Origin of the sequence: Pedobacter sp. L105, assembly GCF_009765875.1 — a bacterium.
GTDB lineage: Bacteria > Bacteroidota > Bacteroidia > Sphingobacteriales > Sphingobacteriaceae > Pedobacter.
Genome location: NZ_LMUP01000014.1, coordinates 221,792 through 238,247, shown reverse-complemented (window position 1 = coordinate 238,247; position 16,456 = coordinate 221,792). Strand labels below are relative to the sequence as shown.

Here is a 16,456-nt window from a genome sequence, read left to right as displayed (position 1 = left end):
AAATGCCATACCAGCAGCAAAAGGCCTAACGCCAGTAAAGCGATTGATAAATAGTTTGTCATGCCACTTAGGGTTTAAAAATGTTTACACCAATAATTCCGTTCAGTAAAATACGGGAGTTAAAGGGCAATTCTACCCATTCCGGCTGACTGACCTCACTCCTGGGTACTTCTTTTTCGTTCACAATCGTTTTTTCCCCGTAGGAAGCCAGGTAGATTTTTCCGTCAGGCTGGTTGTAGCGGATACTTAAATGCGGGCTGTTTACCCAGTCTGAAGGGATACTAAAAATTTCCTGCTCCTTTCTGGTTTCATCTTTTCCTGAGATCAGAATTTCATTTGACCTCATCAGGTATTCCACTTTCTTACCCCTGAAATTCTGGTCGGGCATAATCGTTTCCAGTCGCGCATAGGTTTTTCCTCCCATTGATTGCCCCGCATCAGGTGCCGCAGCGCCGCCTTCCAGTGCATAAGGCAATTCATAGTAACCTTCGCTGTAATAAGTAAAACCATTCAGGATATCCTGGTTTACGTCCAGCGTTTGTGCAATTCCCGTTTGGCGGGGAATAAAAGTAACCCTTAGGTTTTCATCTTTTTTGGTACTCCCAGGCAGGAGTTTACCAATAAACCCTTTATCGCCCCTTTCATAATCGGGATGTGACACCAGGCGAAATACCCATTTGGAACTGGAAGGTTCTACAGTTTTCCCTGCTGCACGGTATTCTTCCAGCAGCTGATAGAATTGCTTTACAGATTCATGGACAATAATGCCAAAAAGCCCTTGTTTATGGGCAAGGAACTCTTTATAATCTTCCTCGTTAAAACAAATGATATATTCATGATAGAAAACAATGCGGTTGGCAAAAGAAAGCTGGCCTACTGATTCTTTAAATTTTTCAATGATATATTTATATACTTCATCAGGCGTAAGGCCTTTGGCCACCTCTTGTTTCGTCTTTGTTTTTTCCGAAGGCAGGAACAAATCCTGAAGTCCTGATTTCTTCCAAAAAGTTGATTTTTCTGACATTTAATTCTTTTTATATGAAGCGATTAAAAATGTACTGTTGTATCCAGGTTCAGCGTAGAATCCCGTTGCGGTTGCGGCTGAACAGGTTTTAACTGTATAGGCTGTTCTTCCGTTACCGCTGTATCCTGCACAGTAGAATCCCTATTGTTATCCCAGGCATAACCTTTGCGCCGGGAATTGACGTCCGATGTATCGGGTGTTGTAATATTCCCTTTAACGGTTTCTTTTTTAACGGGTTTAGCAGGATGGCTGAACAATAAGAAATAACAAAGCAGGGCAGCCATAAAGGCAATGCCCATGATTAACACAGCGAACACTGGTTTCGAAATAACCACTACCCCTGTTTGCTGCTCCTTTGCCGCTCCCTCATATCCAGACAGCAAATTCTGCAAACGGTCATTTTCCATTTGCAGCAAAGAAGTGCCTGAAACATCAGCAATGCGGTTTCCAGTATCCGCGATACTGCTCTGTGTGATTGCCTGCTGCAATACCATTCCATTGGCATATCTATCCTGCGGTGCTTTCTGCAAACACTTGCTGATCACGCTTAACAGCCACTGCGGAACCTGCATTTCGTGTTCTTTTTTCAGTTCCGACCAGCTTTCCGGGAAGTGTCCTTTACGCAGTTCCAGCAAATCCGGAACCGGTTGCTCCAGGTGACCAACCAATACATCATTGCGCGATTTCTGGCCGTTGTCCAGCAGTGGAAAAGGAACCTGTCCCGCCAGCAATTCGTAGAGGATCACCCCATAACTATAAACATCAGTTTCAAAAAGAACCTCTCCTTCGCTTTGCTCAGGTGCCATAAACTCTATCGCACCGGCATGCCTGATGCTGGTTCTCCGCTGCTCGTCAGACATCGCTGCCAGACCAAAATCCAGCAATACATAATTGCCGGTATCCACGTTAAACTTCACGTTATTGCTTTTGATATCCCCGTGTTTTACCGCTACTTTATGGCAGTGCGCCAAAGCATTGGCCAGGTGATCGGCTACTTTAATCACTTCCTTTACCTCAAAGATCTGGTCGTGCGGTTCCTTCAGCAACTCTTCCAGGTCGGGCCCTTCAATAAATTCCATTTCTATAAAAGGGAAGGAACCACTTTCGGTAATACCTGAGTTTAATATCTTAACCACATTTGGGTTAGGCTCTTCGTTAACCTTTTTTAATTTCTCTACCTCATTCTGAAAACTCCTGAAGTTTTTATCCTCATCACTTTCGGTATGAACGGGTGTAGGCAATAACTTTACTGCGGAAAGGATCGGGCCGAAACGCCGTCCTTTATAAACTGAACCCTGGCCTCCGGTACGCAACGCGCCCATATTCTCCAGACCTTCAGTAATCGTAAATACTTTACTCATTTAGTTCAATCAACAATATATGTCTGTTAGGGTACTGCAATTATAGTTCCAATGTCTGTTTCAACTAGTACCATACTAATTTACAAAAATTCAGCTGATAATTGGTTTATAGTCCAATTGTCGTGAAAATTTACATTGCTTTAAGGATCAGTTTGATAAGATATTGTTTAAGATATAACTATTCTTGCACCCGATTTTTCTTCGGGCCCGGGATGAAATGCTGAGGTTCTACTGTCACGAAAGATGTCCTTTTAGCAGTAATGGACGAACTAAATTTCTGTAAGATTTGTTAAAAATAACTCGGCACAATAAAAAAAATTAAGCAAATTTGTAGCGTTAAATATTATTTAGCCGTTTCCCCTCGTAAATACGCAAAGCCTGATTACCCGGAATGTCTCTTGGGTATTGATAGACAATAGGTTAGCGAAAACCATAATTGAAATGACCAAAGAAAATCAAAACTATTATGCTGAAAATTGCAGAATATGTAAATCACCCTTCAAAAAAGAGCACCGTTTCAGGGAAATGATGTTTGGCTTCCGGGATGAATTTCGTTATCAGGAATGTTCATCCTGCGGCTGTTTGCAAATAGCAGAACTGCCCCTCAACATTACCAGCTATTATCCCCCATATTATTACTCATTTAACCAGGTCATTCCAGCATTAAAAAGGTTCCCAATCATCAAACGGTTATTTAGCGGTTTCAGATTGAAAAATAAGTATAAGCAGAACCTTGAGCCCCTAAAGTATTTAAAACCAATTAACTCAGGAATAAATGATAAAATTTTAGATGTTGGCTGCGGAAGAGGACAACTGATATGTGAATTGTTCAACCAGGGATTTGAAAATGTAGAAGGTATAGATAAATTCTTACCCCAGGAAGTTGACCACGGACACGGTGTTAAAGTAATGAAAAAAGATCTGTCCGAGCTGCAATCCGGTTCTTATGACCTGATCATGATGCACCATGTTTTAGAACATGTTGACCAGCAGAAAGAAGTTTTGGTAGATTGCAACAAATTATTGAGGCGAGATGGCTGTTTGATGATTAGAATCCCACTTCTGGGAGAGGTTTGGGAGAAATATCAAAGGGATTGGATACAGCTGGATGCCCCAAGACACTATTTTCTTCATACTTTAAAAAGTATGGAAATTCTTGCCAAACAAGCCGGATTTGAGATCAGGCAAACCATATTTGATTCCACAGGTTTTCAATTTTGGGGAAGTGAGTTATACAAAAAAGACATTCCTTTATTTTCCGTTGGCAACGCAAGTAGTATTTACCCTATAGAAAAAGTATTTAGTCAAACAGAATTACAAACTTTTGAGCGTGATGCTGAGCGGCTTAATTTAACTGATAGAGGAGATTCAGCTGCGTTCTATCTCTATAAAATTAATTAGGCCAAATCAAAAATTCTTTCCGGGCTTAGAATTTATAGGTTAAACTATCTAAGCCCTTCACTTCCTTCTGATTGTTATTAACGATTACCCTGGCATTTTTCCATGCCTTTAAGTTGTTTTTCTTCCTGTAAACGGAGATCACCTCTGCCCGGATAGTCGTATCTGCGTAAGATACTATAGCGTCTCCATAAAAAGTAACGATAGAATCTCCACGATATTTAGTAGAATCTGCACAGGAAAATTGCATTTTAGGTAAATGAGACGGGAAATCCCCATGATTTATGGGTTGGTAAACTCCTTTTAATTCTTTTTTAGGACTAAAAACGGAAACCGCAACTGAGGTAATGATAACAGATGCCAAAAGTAATTTCATAACGACTGATTAGGAGATACAATTCAATAATGTAAATTAGTAAATAAATATTTAATAAGACTATACTATTTACTTCTATAAAGTAAATAGTTATTATATTTTTTCTGACTTAAATTTAAATAGGGGCGCATGATAATTCAGACTAGAATTCTCCAATTCTAATAACCCAGATTTTACTAGTTCAAAGTCCCCTATCCAATCATATAATAATTGTTCCCTGGCAGGAGATCCTATCATTGTGTCAGGAAAAGTTGTTAGAGACTCTGCATGCCTCCTTCTGATGTATAGAAAATCATCAATATTTCGTATGTTATCTAATACAAAAAAACTATGTAACAAAAACTTAGTATCGTTTCCAAAAGTTCTTTCTTCAGATAATTTCCCACACAGATAGAAAGCTTCTCTGGTAATAGCTGAAGTAGGATGAAAAAGCGGATGACCTCCTACTTTTTGCAATGCTGAAATAACATTTGTTGGAAATCGGTGTGCCCGTACAGTTCTCTCCAAATAATCAAGTCTAAGTTCATGTGACCCGCACAGCTGACATCCAGTTGAATCCATATAAGCAGCTATCCTTTCAAACCGATCTGCACAGGGAACATCATCTGAATCCTGATAAAATATAAGATGATTACTACTTCTATCAATTAAATTATTGCGTATGATATAGGGACCAACGGGATCAGGATTAAATTTATAAAATGAAAAACCGGAATATTCATCTTTCAGTTTAACTATTTCTTGGGATAAGGGCTGATCTATTCCTACATAGACGTGTATATGCTTTAATTGATTTAAAAAAAATAATGTGTTTTTTAAAAAAGCGTCCTTTCCTCTGTGGGGAATAATTACATCGCAATTATTCATAGTCAATGCATGGCTGCTTTGAATAGGGATTTGTTTTACTAAAATATTTTTAAAATCTGAATTACCTTTAAAGATCTGATTTAACAGCTCAAACAGCAGGTCATTCTGCAAAAATTTATCTCTGCCGTACTTATCTGCTATATTTTTGAAGTGAATAAAACTACTGCTAAAAGAGTGGATAAATTCATCGGCACTCTCAGAAAACAAGGGAGGGTCCTTTCTAGTAGTCAATACGACAAAAGTATGTTCGTTAAGAGCATAAATCGATTCTAGTGCTATCGTGATCTCTTTAATATTTAAATTAACAAAGGCGTCCGGGAAATCGAATTTTAAGAATAAAATATAATCAAAGTCCTCTTCAAAAAACTCAAAGCTTAAGAAATACATTGCATAATGCCTGATAACCCCATTCTTTTTCCAAAGAATAACATTATAATAACTATAATAATCATTAATGAGTCCCATAATAATAGCTTTAAATAGTTATTTAGATTGAGGCAACCAGATAAAAAAGTTCTGAGCAACGTTAAATAAGAATGCGAGGCTCTTTGTTTAATAAGCTACGTGCATGATAACGGCAAATCTGTTTACGTCGTTCAACTCCTAAATGCTGGATTAATTGATATTGAGCTGGTGTAAAAAAAATATCATCAGTCAAAATTTGGATTTGATGATTGTCTTTAAACAGGCCATTTACTTTAGAAAAGTGTTCTTTTTGGACAATAATATAATATTTATCTACAAAGTTCACCAATTGGAAGTAGGTAATCAACGTGATCAACCGGGAATTGCTTGCATCACCTAAGTGTAAGACGACACTAGCAGGAAGAGAAATATGATTTCTGATCGTGTCAAAATCTGGATTCCTAAACAATGAAAGATAAAACTGACATTCTTTATAAAAAGAAAAATTTGAAAGTAAGCTATTTTCAATCGACGCAATAGATACACGATATTTATTTTCGAAATAGCTATTCAGCCATGCACAAATAATCGGTCCGTATAGATGGTCATCAACATATCCGCTAGTTTGAAATCCATAACCAAATTCTGGATGAAACCCGGTAAAATTGGCTTCTATCACGTAATATTTATTGTTATTTGTTAATCCAATATCCCATCCTATTAGAGTTCCCTGTAAAATTTGATCCGGTAATTTTTCTAAAACGCCTTTTACAAATTCCTCAGCATCAGAATTATCAATTGAATTTAGCCCCTGTATTTTAAACGTAAGACCATATATTATATCCTTGTTAAAAGTGTGCACTCTAAATTCAGTATCAAGGGTCAATTTCTTCTGTAAAATCCATTTTTCGTTATAGAAATATGTTTCCTGGTGGGAACTTAGTATATCTTCAAATTCCGCTGTCTTATCAAAATCATGGGTAGTAAAAGAACCATATCCTAAAGTTTTCTTAAGAAAAAAACCTTTTTTAAACAATTCCCGGGTTTTTGAAACCCCATTGGGGCTATACAATAATTTAGATAAACTAATGGTTCTCGGCATACAGCCTGGAGCATAGTTGTTCAGGACCAGATATTGTATGTACTTATTTTCCAATCTCCACCTAAACACATGATGTTCATTAATATTTAATTCGCGGAGAATAGCCCTGATAAATAACGCTCCAAACCACCCCGATATATTTGACAGCAAAAGCGGATCTGCCCACAGTTCGATAGTTTTACTTTCGGTGTTTTTTTTTACAGCCCGTAAACTAAAGCCATCGATATCCCGTATGAGTATATCGAATATACCATCGCGTCTTTCCATTAGGTCTATAAATTACTTTGTTTAATCCCCGTAGCGATCTTAATCGTGCGAAATTCATTCAGTCAATTTCATCTCAACTACATTTATCCGGTATCAATTTCTGAAAGATTATAAACTAATTTACAGACAATAACCAATTTAAAAACAGCCATAGGTAACATAGTCTACAAGAGCTGTATATGGGTAATCTGTCACACGGAGCCCTTTATATATTTTGTAATTTTAATAACCAAAAAGTATATAATCCAATCATCTAATTTGTGCCTTTTTAAGGGATTAACCTGTATTTAATCAAAACGATGATGAACATCTTTAAATCTAAAATTAGCAACAGCGCAGCTGTAACTTACCAGTTACTTGACCAGCTACACGTCAAAGTAAATAAAAGTACACTTTCAGTAAATTTGGAATCCCATCCTGAATTTTCAAGTCTATTAGCTATCAGTGATTGTTTGACGGACCTGAATGTGGATAACCTGATATACAAGGTTGATGTAAAAAGTTACGATCAGTCTGATTTATCCTTTCCTTTCATTACACATTTTTCCAGGGGACGTGGCAAATTTCTTTTGGTACGAGGGATTTATAATCATGTATTTAGCCTTTCTGATGAGAGAAACAAAGATCTGAGGCTTTCTGAAAAAGAATTTCTGGCATCCTGGGATGGTATAATATTACATGCAAAATCTAATGAAAAAAGCGGTGAAAAAAATTTTTATCAAAATAAAATACAGATTTCTCTTCAGCAGGCGACTATACCTGCCTTTTTGATTACGCTATTGAGTGTTTTCGTCTTCTTATTCAATTTAAATACTTTTCACTGGTCAGCTTTACTCCTTTGTTTGATTAAACTATTAGGAGTAACTATCGGTATATTCTTATTGATGCAAAGTATAAACGCTAATCACGCATTGATTAGAAGTTTATGCAATGTAACAGGCAAAAATGATTGTAATGCTATTCTTAATTCAAAGGCAGCAAAGTTAACCTCTTGGCTAAGCTGGAGTGAGGTTGGCTTTTTTTATTTTTCAGGTTCTTTTTTAGCCGCTTTAATTTTTCCAATATCCCTCCCTGCCTTGTCCTGGATAAATCTCCTGGCTTTACCTTATACGGTTTATTCTATAAGTTATCAGTATAGGATGAAAAACTGGTGTGTTTTATGTTGTGTTGTTCAGGTATTATTAATTACAGAGGCTATTATTTTTAGTTTACGACCCGATTCATGGAGTTTTAGTTCTTTTTTTCCATCAAACCTGCTTATCCCATTTTTCCTTTGTTTTCTATTACCAATTTTAACATGGGCCTTATTAAAACCATTTTTTTTAAAAGCATTCAAAATAGCAATTGTACAGCAGCAGCTAAAATATATTAAATACAACAACCATGTGTTTATGAGTTTTTTGACAAATCAAACTTATTATAAGGTGGATAATGAGATGATGCCTATCATTATCGGCAATTCAAACGCCGAAACTGTAATTACTGTGGTTAGTAATCTATTTTGCAGTCCCTGCGCAGATGCACATCATTTCCTCGACCAGCTTCTTAAACAAAGGGATGAATTGCAACTGAAAATCATATTCTTTAATGGTAACAAGCATGATAATTCCCATAAAAATATAGTTCAGCATATCATGGCCTTGAGTGTACTGGAAGATAGAAGTGTTGTTCAGGAGGCGTTAAACGATTGGTATAGTCAACATGATAAGAAACAGGAAAGCTGGATCGAAAATTATCCTATAAAAATAACTGAAGCAGTTGAAACAGCTTTTATTAAACAGAAAATATGGTGTGAAATGGCAGAAATCACCTTTACACCGACCATTTTAGTCAATGGTTATAAATTACCCGAACCTTATCGTTTAGAAGATCTTAAATATTTAATTAATTAACATTGAAACCATTTCCCTACTATCAGCAATTGTATCAAAAGGATTGTGGGCCTACATGCTTAAGAATGATTGCACAGTTTTATGGCAAAACTTTTAGTTCCAGGCAAATGAAAAATATTTCCAGGATCAGGCATAAAGGCACCACTCTACTGGGGATCAGTGAGGCTGCTGAAAAATTAGGATTTATTACCTCGGGCAGGAAAATCAATTTAGAAATACTCCGGGAAATAAGCCTTCCCATAATTTTACATTGGAACCAAAATCATTTTGTCGTTTTATTTGAAATAGAAAAAGCTACTTATCAGGTTGCAGATCCTGCCCAGGGAATCTTAAAACTTTCTGAATCAGAATTTTTAAATCATTGGCAAACTGCCGATCATTCTGAAGGTGTTGTATTGATTATTCAACTTTCTCCCAGCTTTTAACCTGGTGAATTAAATAATCACAGACTGATGCTTATCAGAGCAAATTCCATAAAGAATATATAATTATTATATATAGCATAGACTATCGTGCGTGATGAGATAGATTAAAAATCTAATAAATTTTGTGTTATGAAAATAGAAGGAGTTAATAAAGGACAGATTTTTAGCCGTAAGGAACTAAAGAACATCAGGGGTGGTGACGGTGGTATCCCACCTGCCGTACCTACTGGTACTGCCTGTGTGAACCGCAAATGTTGCCTTACACCTGGAAATTGCAGTGCTTGCGTTTGTCTTTGTTCTGCCGGTACTTGTGCCACAGGTACTGTAACCACATGCTAATTTAAGCTACTTACAACTAACATAAAATCTATGTTAGTTGTAAGTTTATAAATAAACTGTTAATAAAATATTTTCATTTTCATAGGACAATGAGCTGAATTTATAGACTATACCTATATACCTTTACTAAGCTCTTATTTATGAAATTTAAAAATCTAACCTTAAAATTTTTATTTCCAGTTCTATTGTTGTCAGGGGCCCTTATCGCAATGGCCTACCGATCAGATGATGACCCTTTTACAGCGATGCTGCAAAAGTTAAAAGCTTATACCGATAAATATCCCCAGGAAAAAATCCATTTACATCTCGACAAGCCTTATTACGCAGCTGGTGATGACATCTGGTTTAAAGCCTATGTTGTCAATGCTATGAGCTCCAATTTGACGTCAATTAGTGGTGTGCTGTATGTAGAACTGATCGATGAATCTGACGCTGTCAGAAACCAAGTAAAATTACCCCTCGTTTCCGGGCTTTCATGGGGGAGCTTTAAGCTACCTGATTCATTTGCTGCAGGGAATTACAGGATCAGGGCATATACGCAATGGATGAGAAATGCAGGTCCGGATTTCTTTTTTGATAAGATCATAAAGATAGGAAGTCGACGGAAAAATATAGTTTCAGCGAGTACAGATCATAAAAATATAGCTGTTCAGGAAGTTGCCGGTAAAACCACCTTAAATCCTGTCGATGTTCAATTTTTTCCGGAGGGTGGAAATTTTGTAGAAGGACAGCCAAATAAATTGGGGATAAAAGCCGTAAATACTTCTGGTTTAGGAGAAGATATAAGCGGTAGCATCGTGGACAATGCAGGAGTGTCAATTGCGACGTTTAGTACGAAACACCTGGGTATGGGTAATGTAACGTTTACACCAAAAAAAGGGAAAACCTATACCGCAAAAATAAAGTATAAAGATGGCGCAGAGCATACCGTCAATCTACCGAAACTAGTGAAATCCGGATATGTATTATCGATTGACCAAAACGCAGAAAACATCCTGGTTAAAGTGCTGATCAGCGACAGTTTGCTCAACAATGGGGTGATTAAATTGGCCGGCCTGCATAACAACACGGAGATTTTTGTCTTAAAATCAGGCGACTCTAAACAGATTATATCTACCTCTATACCTAAAAAAGACCTGCCATTAGGCATTATGCAGCTTACCCTCTTCTCTCCTAGTAACCAACCGGTTTGCGAGCGACTCCTATTTATCAATAATAGCAATGGTAAAATCACAACCGGCGTTTCATCCGTTAAAAAGAGCTATGCGCCAAAAGAGGAAACAGAAGTCAACCTGGATGCCAGTTTAAACGGTAAACCTGTTCAGGGCAGCTTTTCAGTCGCCGTTACCAATATCTCTGCAATTAAACCTGATGAAGAAAATGAAAGTAACATCTTCACCACCTTATTGCTTACTTCAGATCTTACAGGTTATATAGAAAAGCCCAATTATTATTTTCTGGACGAGAGTGAAAAAACACAGCAGGACCTGGATAACCTGATGCTTACTCAGGGATGGAGAAGGGTACTATGGAAAAATATCATCAATAATGAAAATCCAAATATAGTTTTTCAGCCAGAAAAGTCATTGAAGATTAGCGGGACCCTTATCGCCAGCGATGGCTCACCAATAGCTGAAGGCAAAGTTTCTGTACTGGCTACCTCAGGAAGTATTTTTAAGGCAGACACAGTAACTGATGCGCAGGGCCGGTTTAATTTTGAGGGATTAAACTTTGGGGATAATGCCAAGTTCCTGGTACAGGCCAGTTCAGAAAAAAATAAAAAAAATATAGAAATCAAATTGGATGCTGACAATAGCCAACCCCAGCTGGTTACTAAAAATCAGCATACCGGAGACTTAGTTGTGAATGTGAATGAGGCTATCGCCAGTTATCTTCAACAAAATGAAAGTTATTTTGTTGAACAGGCAAAACGCAGCCCCTTAGACGGAGGAAGTGTTTTAAATGAAAAAGACGCCCTGAATAAAGTGAATTACACCAAAAATTCAGCGAATCTGAATGGTGCGGGCAATGCCGATGTGGTGATTTCTTCAGATGAATTGTTAAAGCGTAGTGATCTTGGAAGTACTATCGAACAAAAAGTATCAGGTCTGTCCGTAACCAACGGAACGGCTTATATGCTTAAAAACCGGCCTTATGCGATGATGATTGTTGTGGATGGGTTCAATGTAGATTCTACTTATTTAGGTCAGTTAAAGCCTTTTAATGTCCAGGCTGTAGAAATATTGACGAGTTTATCCAAAACAGCAATTTATGGCAGAAAAGCCGCATTGTCAGGTGTTTTAGTGATTACCACCAAAAAAGCCGGTGATGATAGCAATACAGCTAAATCTATCCCCGGAGTGATGACAATATCTCCCAAAGGTTATAATTTTTCTAAAGAGTTTTATTCACCCGTTTATAAACCATCAGGATCTGACAATGTTCCTGACCACCGCAGCACCATTTTCTGGACGCCCAATGTAATTACTTCGGTAGAGGGAAAAGCAAAGATCAATTATTTTAATGCCGATGATCCCGGAACTTACCGGGTAGTGGTTGAAGGAATTGACATGCAGGGAAATCTGTCACACTTTGTCTACACTTATGAGGTTAAGTAGGCGTTAGTTCCTTTTCAAAATAGCATTAATTTCTTTTAATAAATTAGTAGCCCGCTTATTCAGCCGTAATGATGACTGAATAAGCGGGCTGTCTTATTGTTATCTTCTTTCTCTCTTCAGCGATATCGCATCAGACGAAATGGAGTCATGTAAATACCTCGTCAGTAATTTGTTTCATAACCCCACAATTGCTATTGTATTTTTCTATAGTTTTTCTTAACTTAAATGTATATACCTAATATTTAGAAAACTCAAACCAAACCCTTTTTCTCATTTAATCCTCCTGTTATGCAAGATATTAATGCTGTTACCGCTATCCCCGGAGATTTTTTTACTACTGCTTCACTCGGTACACTCGCCGGGGCTACCGGTGCTGTTTATATTATTTGCGGAACCCTGCAAAAAGTATTTAATTTTAATCCCAAATGGCTGGCCTTACTTGTTTCCGTGATCATATCCTATGTGGGTGCTTATCTCACCCAATCAATGAATGACGCTGTAACGAAATATTTTGTTGCCCTGCTCAATGGCTTCCTTATTTATGCTACTGCTACCGGAACTAACCAGATTACTGGCACAACCCCCATAAAAGACTCGCAGCAGGCGGGATTCAGGCTACAATTAAAACACAGGAGGAACTTTAGTACAAGGTGGTGGTAAATTATACGCCCTATGAAAAAGCAACATACAGATAACTATATTTTATTACCGGTTACCCAAACCCGCATTAGCCCTGTAGATAGCCCGAGGGTGGCAGATTTTCTAAGCAAGCTCCAGCCCACCAATCAGCGACCTGCATTCGTCAATTTAAATGTGAGAAGCAAACTCAAACAGCCGGAAGACGAAATTTTGGTTGAGGTACTGGATTCTATCCATGATGAAGGCGCTAAGCTGATCAGGATCAGCAAAGAGGAATTGCCCACTTTCCGTTTTTCCTATCCGGGATTAAGGATCATTCCCGAAAAGTTTTACAGGCCGGCAGTGTGTTCAAAGGAAAAAATTAAAATACAGGTGCAGACTAAACAAACGCGCTTAAGCACTCCCCTTTGCATTAAGGTAACAGACCAAAAAAATCAGGGGATAGCTGATATTAGCGTGGTCGTTTTTACTGATTTCTTTTCTGGTAAGGGTGCTTCAGGAATTACTGATAAAAACGGTGTGGTGAACTTAAAAATGAACAGCATGCAGGCTGAACGGATTTATATTTATCCCGATCACAGCTACTGGGGCTATTTTAAGAAAAACATAAAGCTAAACAGTAATATGCAGATCAAACTGCAGCCTATTGCATTGAATTATAAGGATGCTCTGAGGTATTTCTATGATACAGCCAAGCTTCCGCCAATAAACCATAAGGTAAAAATAGGCGTTATAGACACCGGAATCGGACCGCATAAGGACTTGAAGGTTAGCGGTGGAAAAAACCTGGTGAGAGGTGAAAATGAAGCAGATTATTACGACAACGGTGAAGGCCATGGAACACATGTTGGAGGGATCATCAGTGCCGCAGGCAATATTTATGGTGTAGCTGCTGGTGCGGAAATCATGAGCTACCGTGTTTTTCCAAAAGGTGAAGGTGCTTCCAATTTTGACATTATGAAAGCCATTAACCAGGCCATAGAAGATCAATGCGACCTGCTCAATATGAGCCTGGGCGAAGCCCTGGATGATGAAGCAATTACCAGTTATATCAGGGAAGCCTTTAACACCGGTATACTTTGTTTTGCTGCCAACGGCAATGACAATAGAAGTCCTGTTAATTTCCCTGCTGCCTATAGTTTATCTATCGGTGTATCCGCCATGGGAAGAAAAGGTACCTTTCCCACAAATAGTATAGAAACGAGCACCATAGATGCACCTTATGGTACAGATAAAAATAATTTTATTGCTGATTTTTCAAATGTAGGCACAGAGACAGACCTTACCGCACCCGGCGTAGGAATTATTTCTACCTATCCAAATGATAAATATGCGGTGATGGATGGCACCAGTATGGCCTGCCCCGCAGCAGCAGGCATGGCAGCCAGGATATTAGCTTCTTACCCCGAAATCCTTGATTTACCAAGAAATCAGGCAAGATCTGAAGAAATGGTAAAAATTCTATCTATGCATATAAAAATATTGGGATTTGGTGCTAACTTTGAAGGTAAAGGAATGTTATACCAAAATGACGAAATTCATTCTTAAATATACAGGAACCAATCAGCCAGACCTTAAAAAGATGACTGCAATTCTTGATGAAAATCAGGCATGCATACTGGATAATAGTTTATTGCCGGCAACTGCACTGATTGAAATTGAGGATTCCAGATTACCACACCTTAAAGGAGGCCTGGATGGGGAATGGAGCATCCATCCCGAAAAAAGCTATCGCATACCTGGTACCAGGAAGTTTATCAAGAAAAGTCTATAGGATAACATTTAAGGATGCCTTTCGGATTGTTCTCCTATGGCTGTTAATGCTTGCAGAAACCAGGCAGCGTGTGGAATCCATTGTTCCGTCCAGCGCCATTCATTTCCGTTGTCTTCCAGTTTAAAATCTATACCGCTGCCATCTCCGTTTTCTTTTTTTCCTGTAATCCCATTAGAAATTCCCCCTTTTTGAGAACCATGACCAAATAACGCATGCATGTAAGGCACGTTATTTTTTCCGAATTGATACATAAAACACATTTCATAAGGATTGCAGCCTAAGATCCATGACAATTGATGTGAAGCATAACTGGCGAGTTCTGGTTTAACACCGTACCCATCTTTAGCAGGATAAACCAATCTTCCGCCTACCAATGCCGCAGTAGCCAGCGACCCCAGGCGTGCATTTTCTCCCTGCCACCACCAGCCGGTTTCATTTTCATGCGGTATAAAAAAACCTGCTGTTATTTTACCCTTGTATTTAAAAGACTGACGGGCATAACCAAAAGGATTGCTTACTGCGCTGGTCACTTTAAGATCATAATCCAGTGCTTTTTTTATAGTACTTAGTGCTTGGGCACGAAGGACCGGGTCAGCCTCTTTTTTTAAATATCTCGATAAGGCAACAATGGGTAACCCCGCATCAGAAGCATGCCAGAATGGACGGTCCTTATCATCAGCAATGAAATAACCTGCCGGTGTCATTCTATGAGATAGATTGGATGCTCTTTTTCTGGCTTCATCCCGATAATATAAGCTGTCAGTGCTTATCCATAACTCTGTAGCTGCCATCAGCGCGCAATAATCATCAATGATATTCTCTTTGCCGTCGTCATCGTATTTTGTATTATTAATCACTAAATGCGCGTAGGCACGCTTTGCTGCGTTTAAATATTGGCTGGAACTGAAAGCCCCATTCTTTTTCCAGGCTGAGATTCGTGCCAGTGCAGCAATCCCCATTCCGCCCCCTTCACGAAAAGCACATTGATAATCGGCAGTAGTTACACTATTGGCTTGCAGGCCTACAATTCTGCGGGCACTGGCATCAGGTTTAAAATAGCTAAAAACAGTCATATAAAAATACCCCTCATCAGATAAAGAGCGCATCAGGTAATCCGCCCCCCAAAGGGCTTCGCTCTCTAAAGAATCTTTAATGCCCAGTTGAGTCAGTAATTTAGGAATCGCCTGGTCTGCATTGACCATCGACCAGGTAACCAACGGAATTTGCTGGGGCGACATAAAGTTGGCATAGGCCAGGTGAGAAAAATATTTACTGATATCTCCTGAAGCGTCTGCCCATCCTCCTCTGACATCAACTCTTTTGTTACTTCCAAAAAGCAGCATATGCTGATCGGCTTCCAGTTCCTGCGGTGTATTTGCCCTTTGCTGATGATAATAGTGCAAAATGGAAGGCAAGGTACTGAGCAGCAACGCATTGTTTCCAATAGTAAATTCTTCGGATATGAATTGCCTGTTTTTATAGAAAATGTGCAGGCGGTATTTCCCTGCTTTGACAAAGGAAGAAAAATCTGCTGAATAGTAATATTTACCAGGCGTCCACTGGTCTATGGTGCCAGAATTCTTTAATACACTTTTAAAATCCTCCTGCCGGCTAGCGCTATTGACCAGACTGAAATGGATTAAACCAGTAAGAGGAACATCCATTTTTACGACTGCCTGCTTCGGCGCCTGACTATCATAGGCTACCTGGTTCACGTAAATGACAGGATCTCCCAAAGCAACTACCGATAAAAACAGAAAAAAACAGGATAAGGCAGACTTTAAGTACTCCATTAAAAAATGTTAAAGGTGATCAATTGATGTTGATGCACCTAAAGTAGCCTAATTCAAAGAATATAACAATTAGCGCTGCACTACATTACTACTACATCCTGTTCCATCATTATGATACATTACCCTCGTTGATAACACGGCTTTAGCCTAACGCTGATATTATCCCTGCTGGAGAA

At 38.5% G+C, this 16,456-nt stretch carries 14 protein-coding genes; 8 read left to right on the top strand and 6 right to left on the bottom strand.

Annotated features, from left to right (window positions below; all coding sequences use genetic code 11):
* Positions 1-67: 67 nt before the first annotated feature.
* Together GSQ84_RS24095 and GSQ84_RS24090 are read right to left on the bottom strand one after the other, a co-directional pair.
* Positions 68-1,024 (bottom strand): hypothetical protein, encoded by a 957-nt coding sequence (locus GSQ84_RS24095; protein WP_158799935.1) that lies wholly within the window; start codon positions 1,022-1,024, stop codon positions 68-70.
* Positions 1,025-1,047: 23 nt separating this feature from the next.
* Positions 1,048-2,385, bottom strand: coding sequence for a serine/threonine-protein kinase (locus tag GSQ84_RS24090; RefSeq protein ID WP_158799934.1), 1,338 nt, complete (start codon positions 2,383-2,385; stop codon positions 1,048-1,050).
* 441 nt (positions 2,386-2,826) lie between these two features.
* Between GSQ84_RS24090 and GSQ84_RS24085 the strand changes: the two genes are divergently transcribed.
* Positions 2,827-3,786 carry a bifunctional 2-polyprenyl-6-hydroxyphenol methylase/3-demethylubiquinol 3-O-methyltransferase UbiG gene (locus GSQ84_RS24085; RefSeq protein WP_158799933.1) on the top strand — a complete coding sequence of 320 codons (960 nt, stop codon included), beginning with the start codon at positions 2,827-2,829 and terminating at the stop codon, positions 3,784-3,786.
* Between the two features lie 25 nt (positions 3,787-3,811).
* Here the strand turns inward: GSQ84_RS24085 and GSQ84_RS24080 are convergent, their stop codons facing one another.
* From GSQ84_RS24080 to GSQ84_RS24070, 3 genes are all read right to left on the bottom strand, one after another.
* On the bottom strand, positions 3,812-4,159 hold the full coding sequence (locus tag GSQ84_RS24080) for a hypothetical protein (protein ID WP_158799932.1): 348 nt from the start codon (positions 4,157-4,159) through the stop codon (positions 3,812-3,814).
* A 93-nt stretch (positions 4,160-4,252) separates the two neighbouring features.
* Positions 4,253-5,491, bottom strand: coding sequence for a glycosyltransferase family A protein (locus GSQ84_RS24075; RefSeq protein WP_158799931.1), 1,239 nt, complete (start codon positions 5,489-5,491; stop codon positions 4,253-4,255).
* A gap of 61 nt (positions 5,492-5,552) precedes the next feature.
* Positions 5,553-6,800: a hypothetical protein gene (locus GSQ84_RS24070; protein WP_158799930.1), complete on the bottom strand. Its 1,248-nt coding sequence runs from the start codon at positions 6,798-6,800 to the stop codon at positions 5,553-5,555.
* 299 nt (positions 6,801-7,099) lie between these two features.
* Between GSQ84_RS24070 and GSQ84_RS24065 the strand changes: the two genes are divergently transcribed.
* The 7 genes from GSQ84_RS24065 to GSQ84_RS24035 all read left to right on the top strand — a co-directional run bounded on the left by GSQ84_RS24065 (position 7,100) and on the right by GSQ84_RS24035 (position 14,487).
* Positions 7,100-8,692, top strand: a complete 1,593-nt coding sequence (locus GSQ84_RS24065; RefSeq protein ID WP_158799929.1) for a thioredoxin domain-containing protein — start codon at positions 7,100-7,102, stop codon at positions 8,690-8,692.
* Between the two features lie 2 nt (positions 8,693-8,694).
* Positions 8,695-9,117, top strand: a complete 423-nt coding sequence (locus GSQ84_RS24060) for a cysteine peptidase family C39 domain-containing protein (protein ID WP_158799928.1) — start codon at positions 8,695-8,697, stop codon at positions 9,115-9,117.
* A 129-nt stretch (positions 9,118-9,246) separates the two neighbouring features.
* Positions 9,247-9,456, top strand: coding sequence for a hypothetical protein (locus GSQ84_RS24055; protein ID WP_158799927.1), 210 nt, complete (start codon positions 9,247-9,249; stop codon positions 9,454-9,456).
* 209 nt (positions 9,457-9,665) lie between these two features.
* The gene (locus GSQ84_RS24050) at positions 9,666-12,074 is read left to right on the top strand and encodes a carboxypeptidase-like regulatory domain-containing protein (RefSeq protein ID WP_254070966.1); all 2,409 of its coding nucleotides are present in this window, start codon (positions 9,666-9,668) and stop codon (positions 12,072-12,074) included.
* A 288-nt stretch (positions 12,075-12,362) separates the two neighbouring features.
* On the top strand, positions 12,363-12,734 hold the full coding sequence (locus tag GSQ84_RS24045) for a hypothetical protein (RefSeq protein WP_158799925.1): 372 nt from the start codon (positions 12,363-12,365) through the stop codon (positions 12,732-12,734).
* A 12-nt stretch (positions 12,735-12,746) separates the two neighbouring features.
* Positions 12,747-14,261: a S8 family serine peptidase gene (locus GSQ84_RS24040; RefSeq protein WP_158799924.1), complete on the top strand. Its 1,515-nt coding sequence runs from the start codon at positions 12,747-12,749 to the stop codon at positions 14,259-14,261.
* On the top strand, positions 14,242-14,487 hold the full coding sequence (locus GSQ84_RS24035) for a hypothetical protein (RefSeq protein WP_158799923.1): 246 nt from the start codon (positions 14,242-14,244) through the stop codon (positions 14,485-14,487). The genes GSQ84_RS24040 and GSQ84_RS24035 overlap by 20 nt, the downstream gene beginning before the upstream one ends.
* 8 nt (positions 14,488-14,495) lie before the next feature.
* Here GSQ84_RS24035 and GSQ84_RS24030 read toward each other — a convergent pair whose 3' ends face one another.
* Entirely contained in the window at positions 14,496-16,280 is a 1,785-nt protein-coding gene (locus tag GSQ84_RS24030; protein WP_158799922.1) for a glycoside hydrolase family 9 protein, read from the bottom strand.
* Between the last annotated feature and the right edge of the window lie 176 nt (positions 16,281-16,456).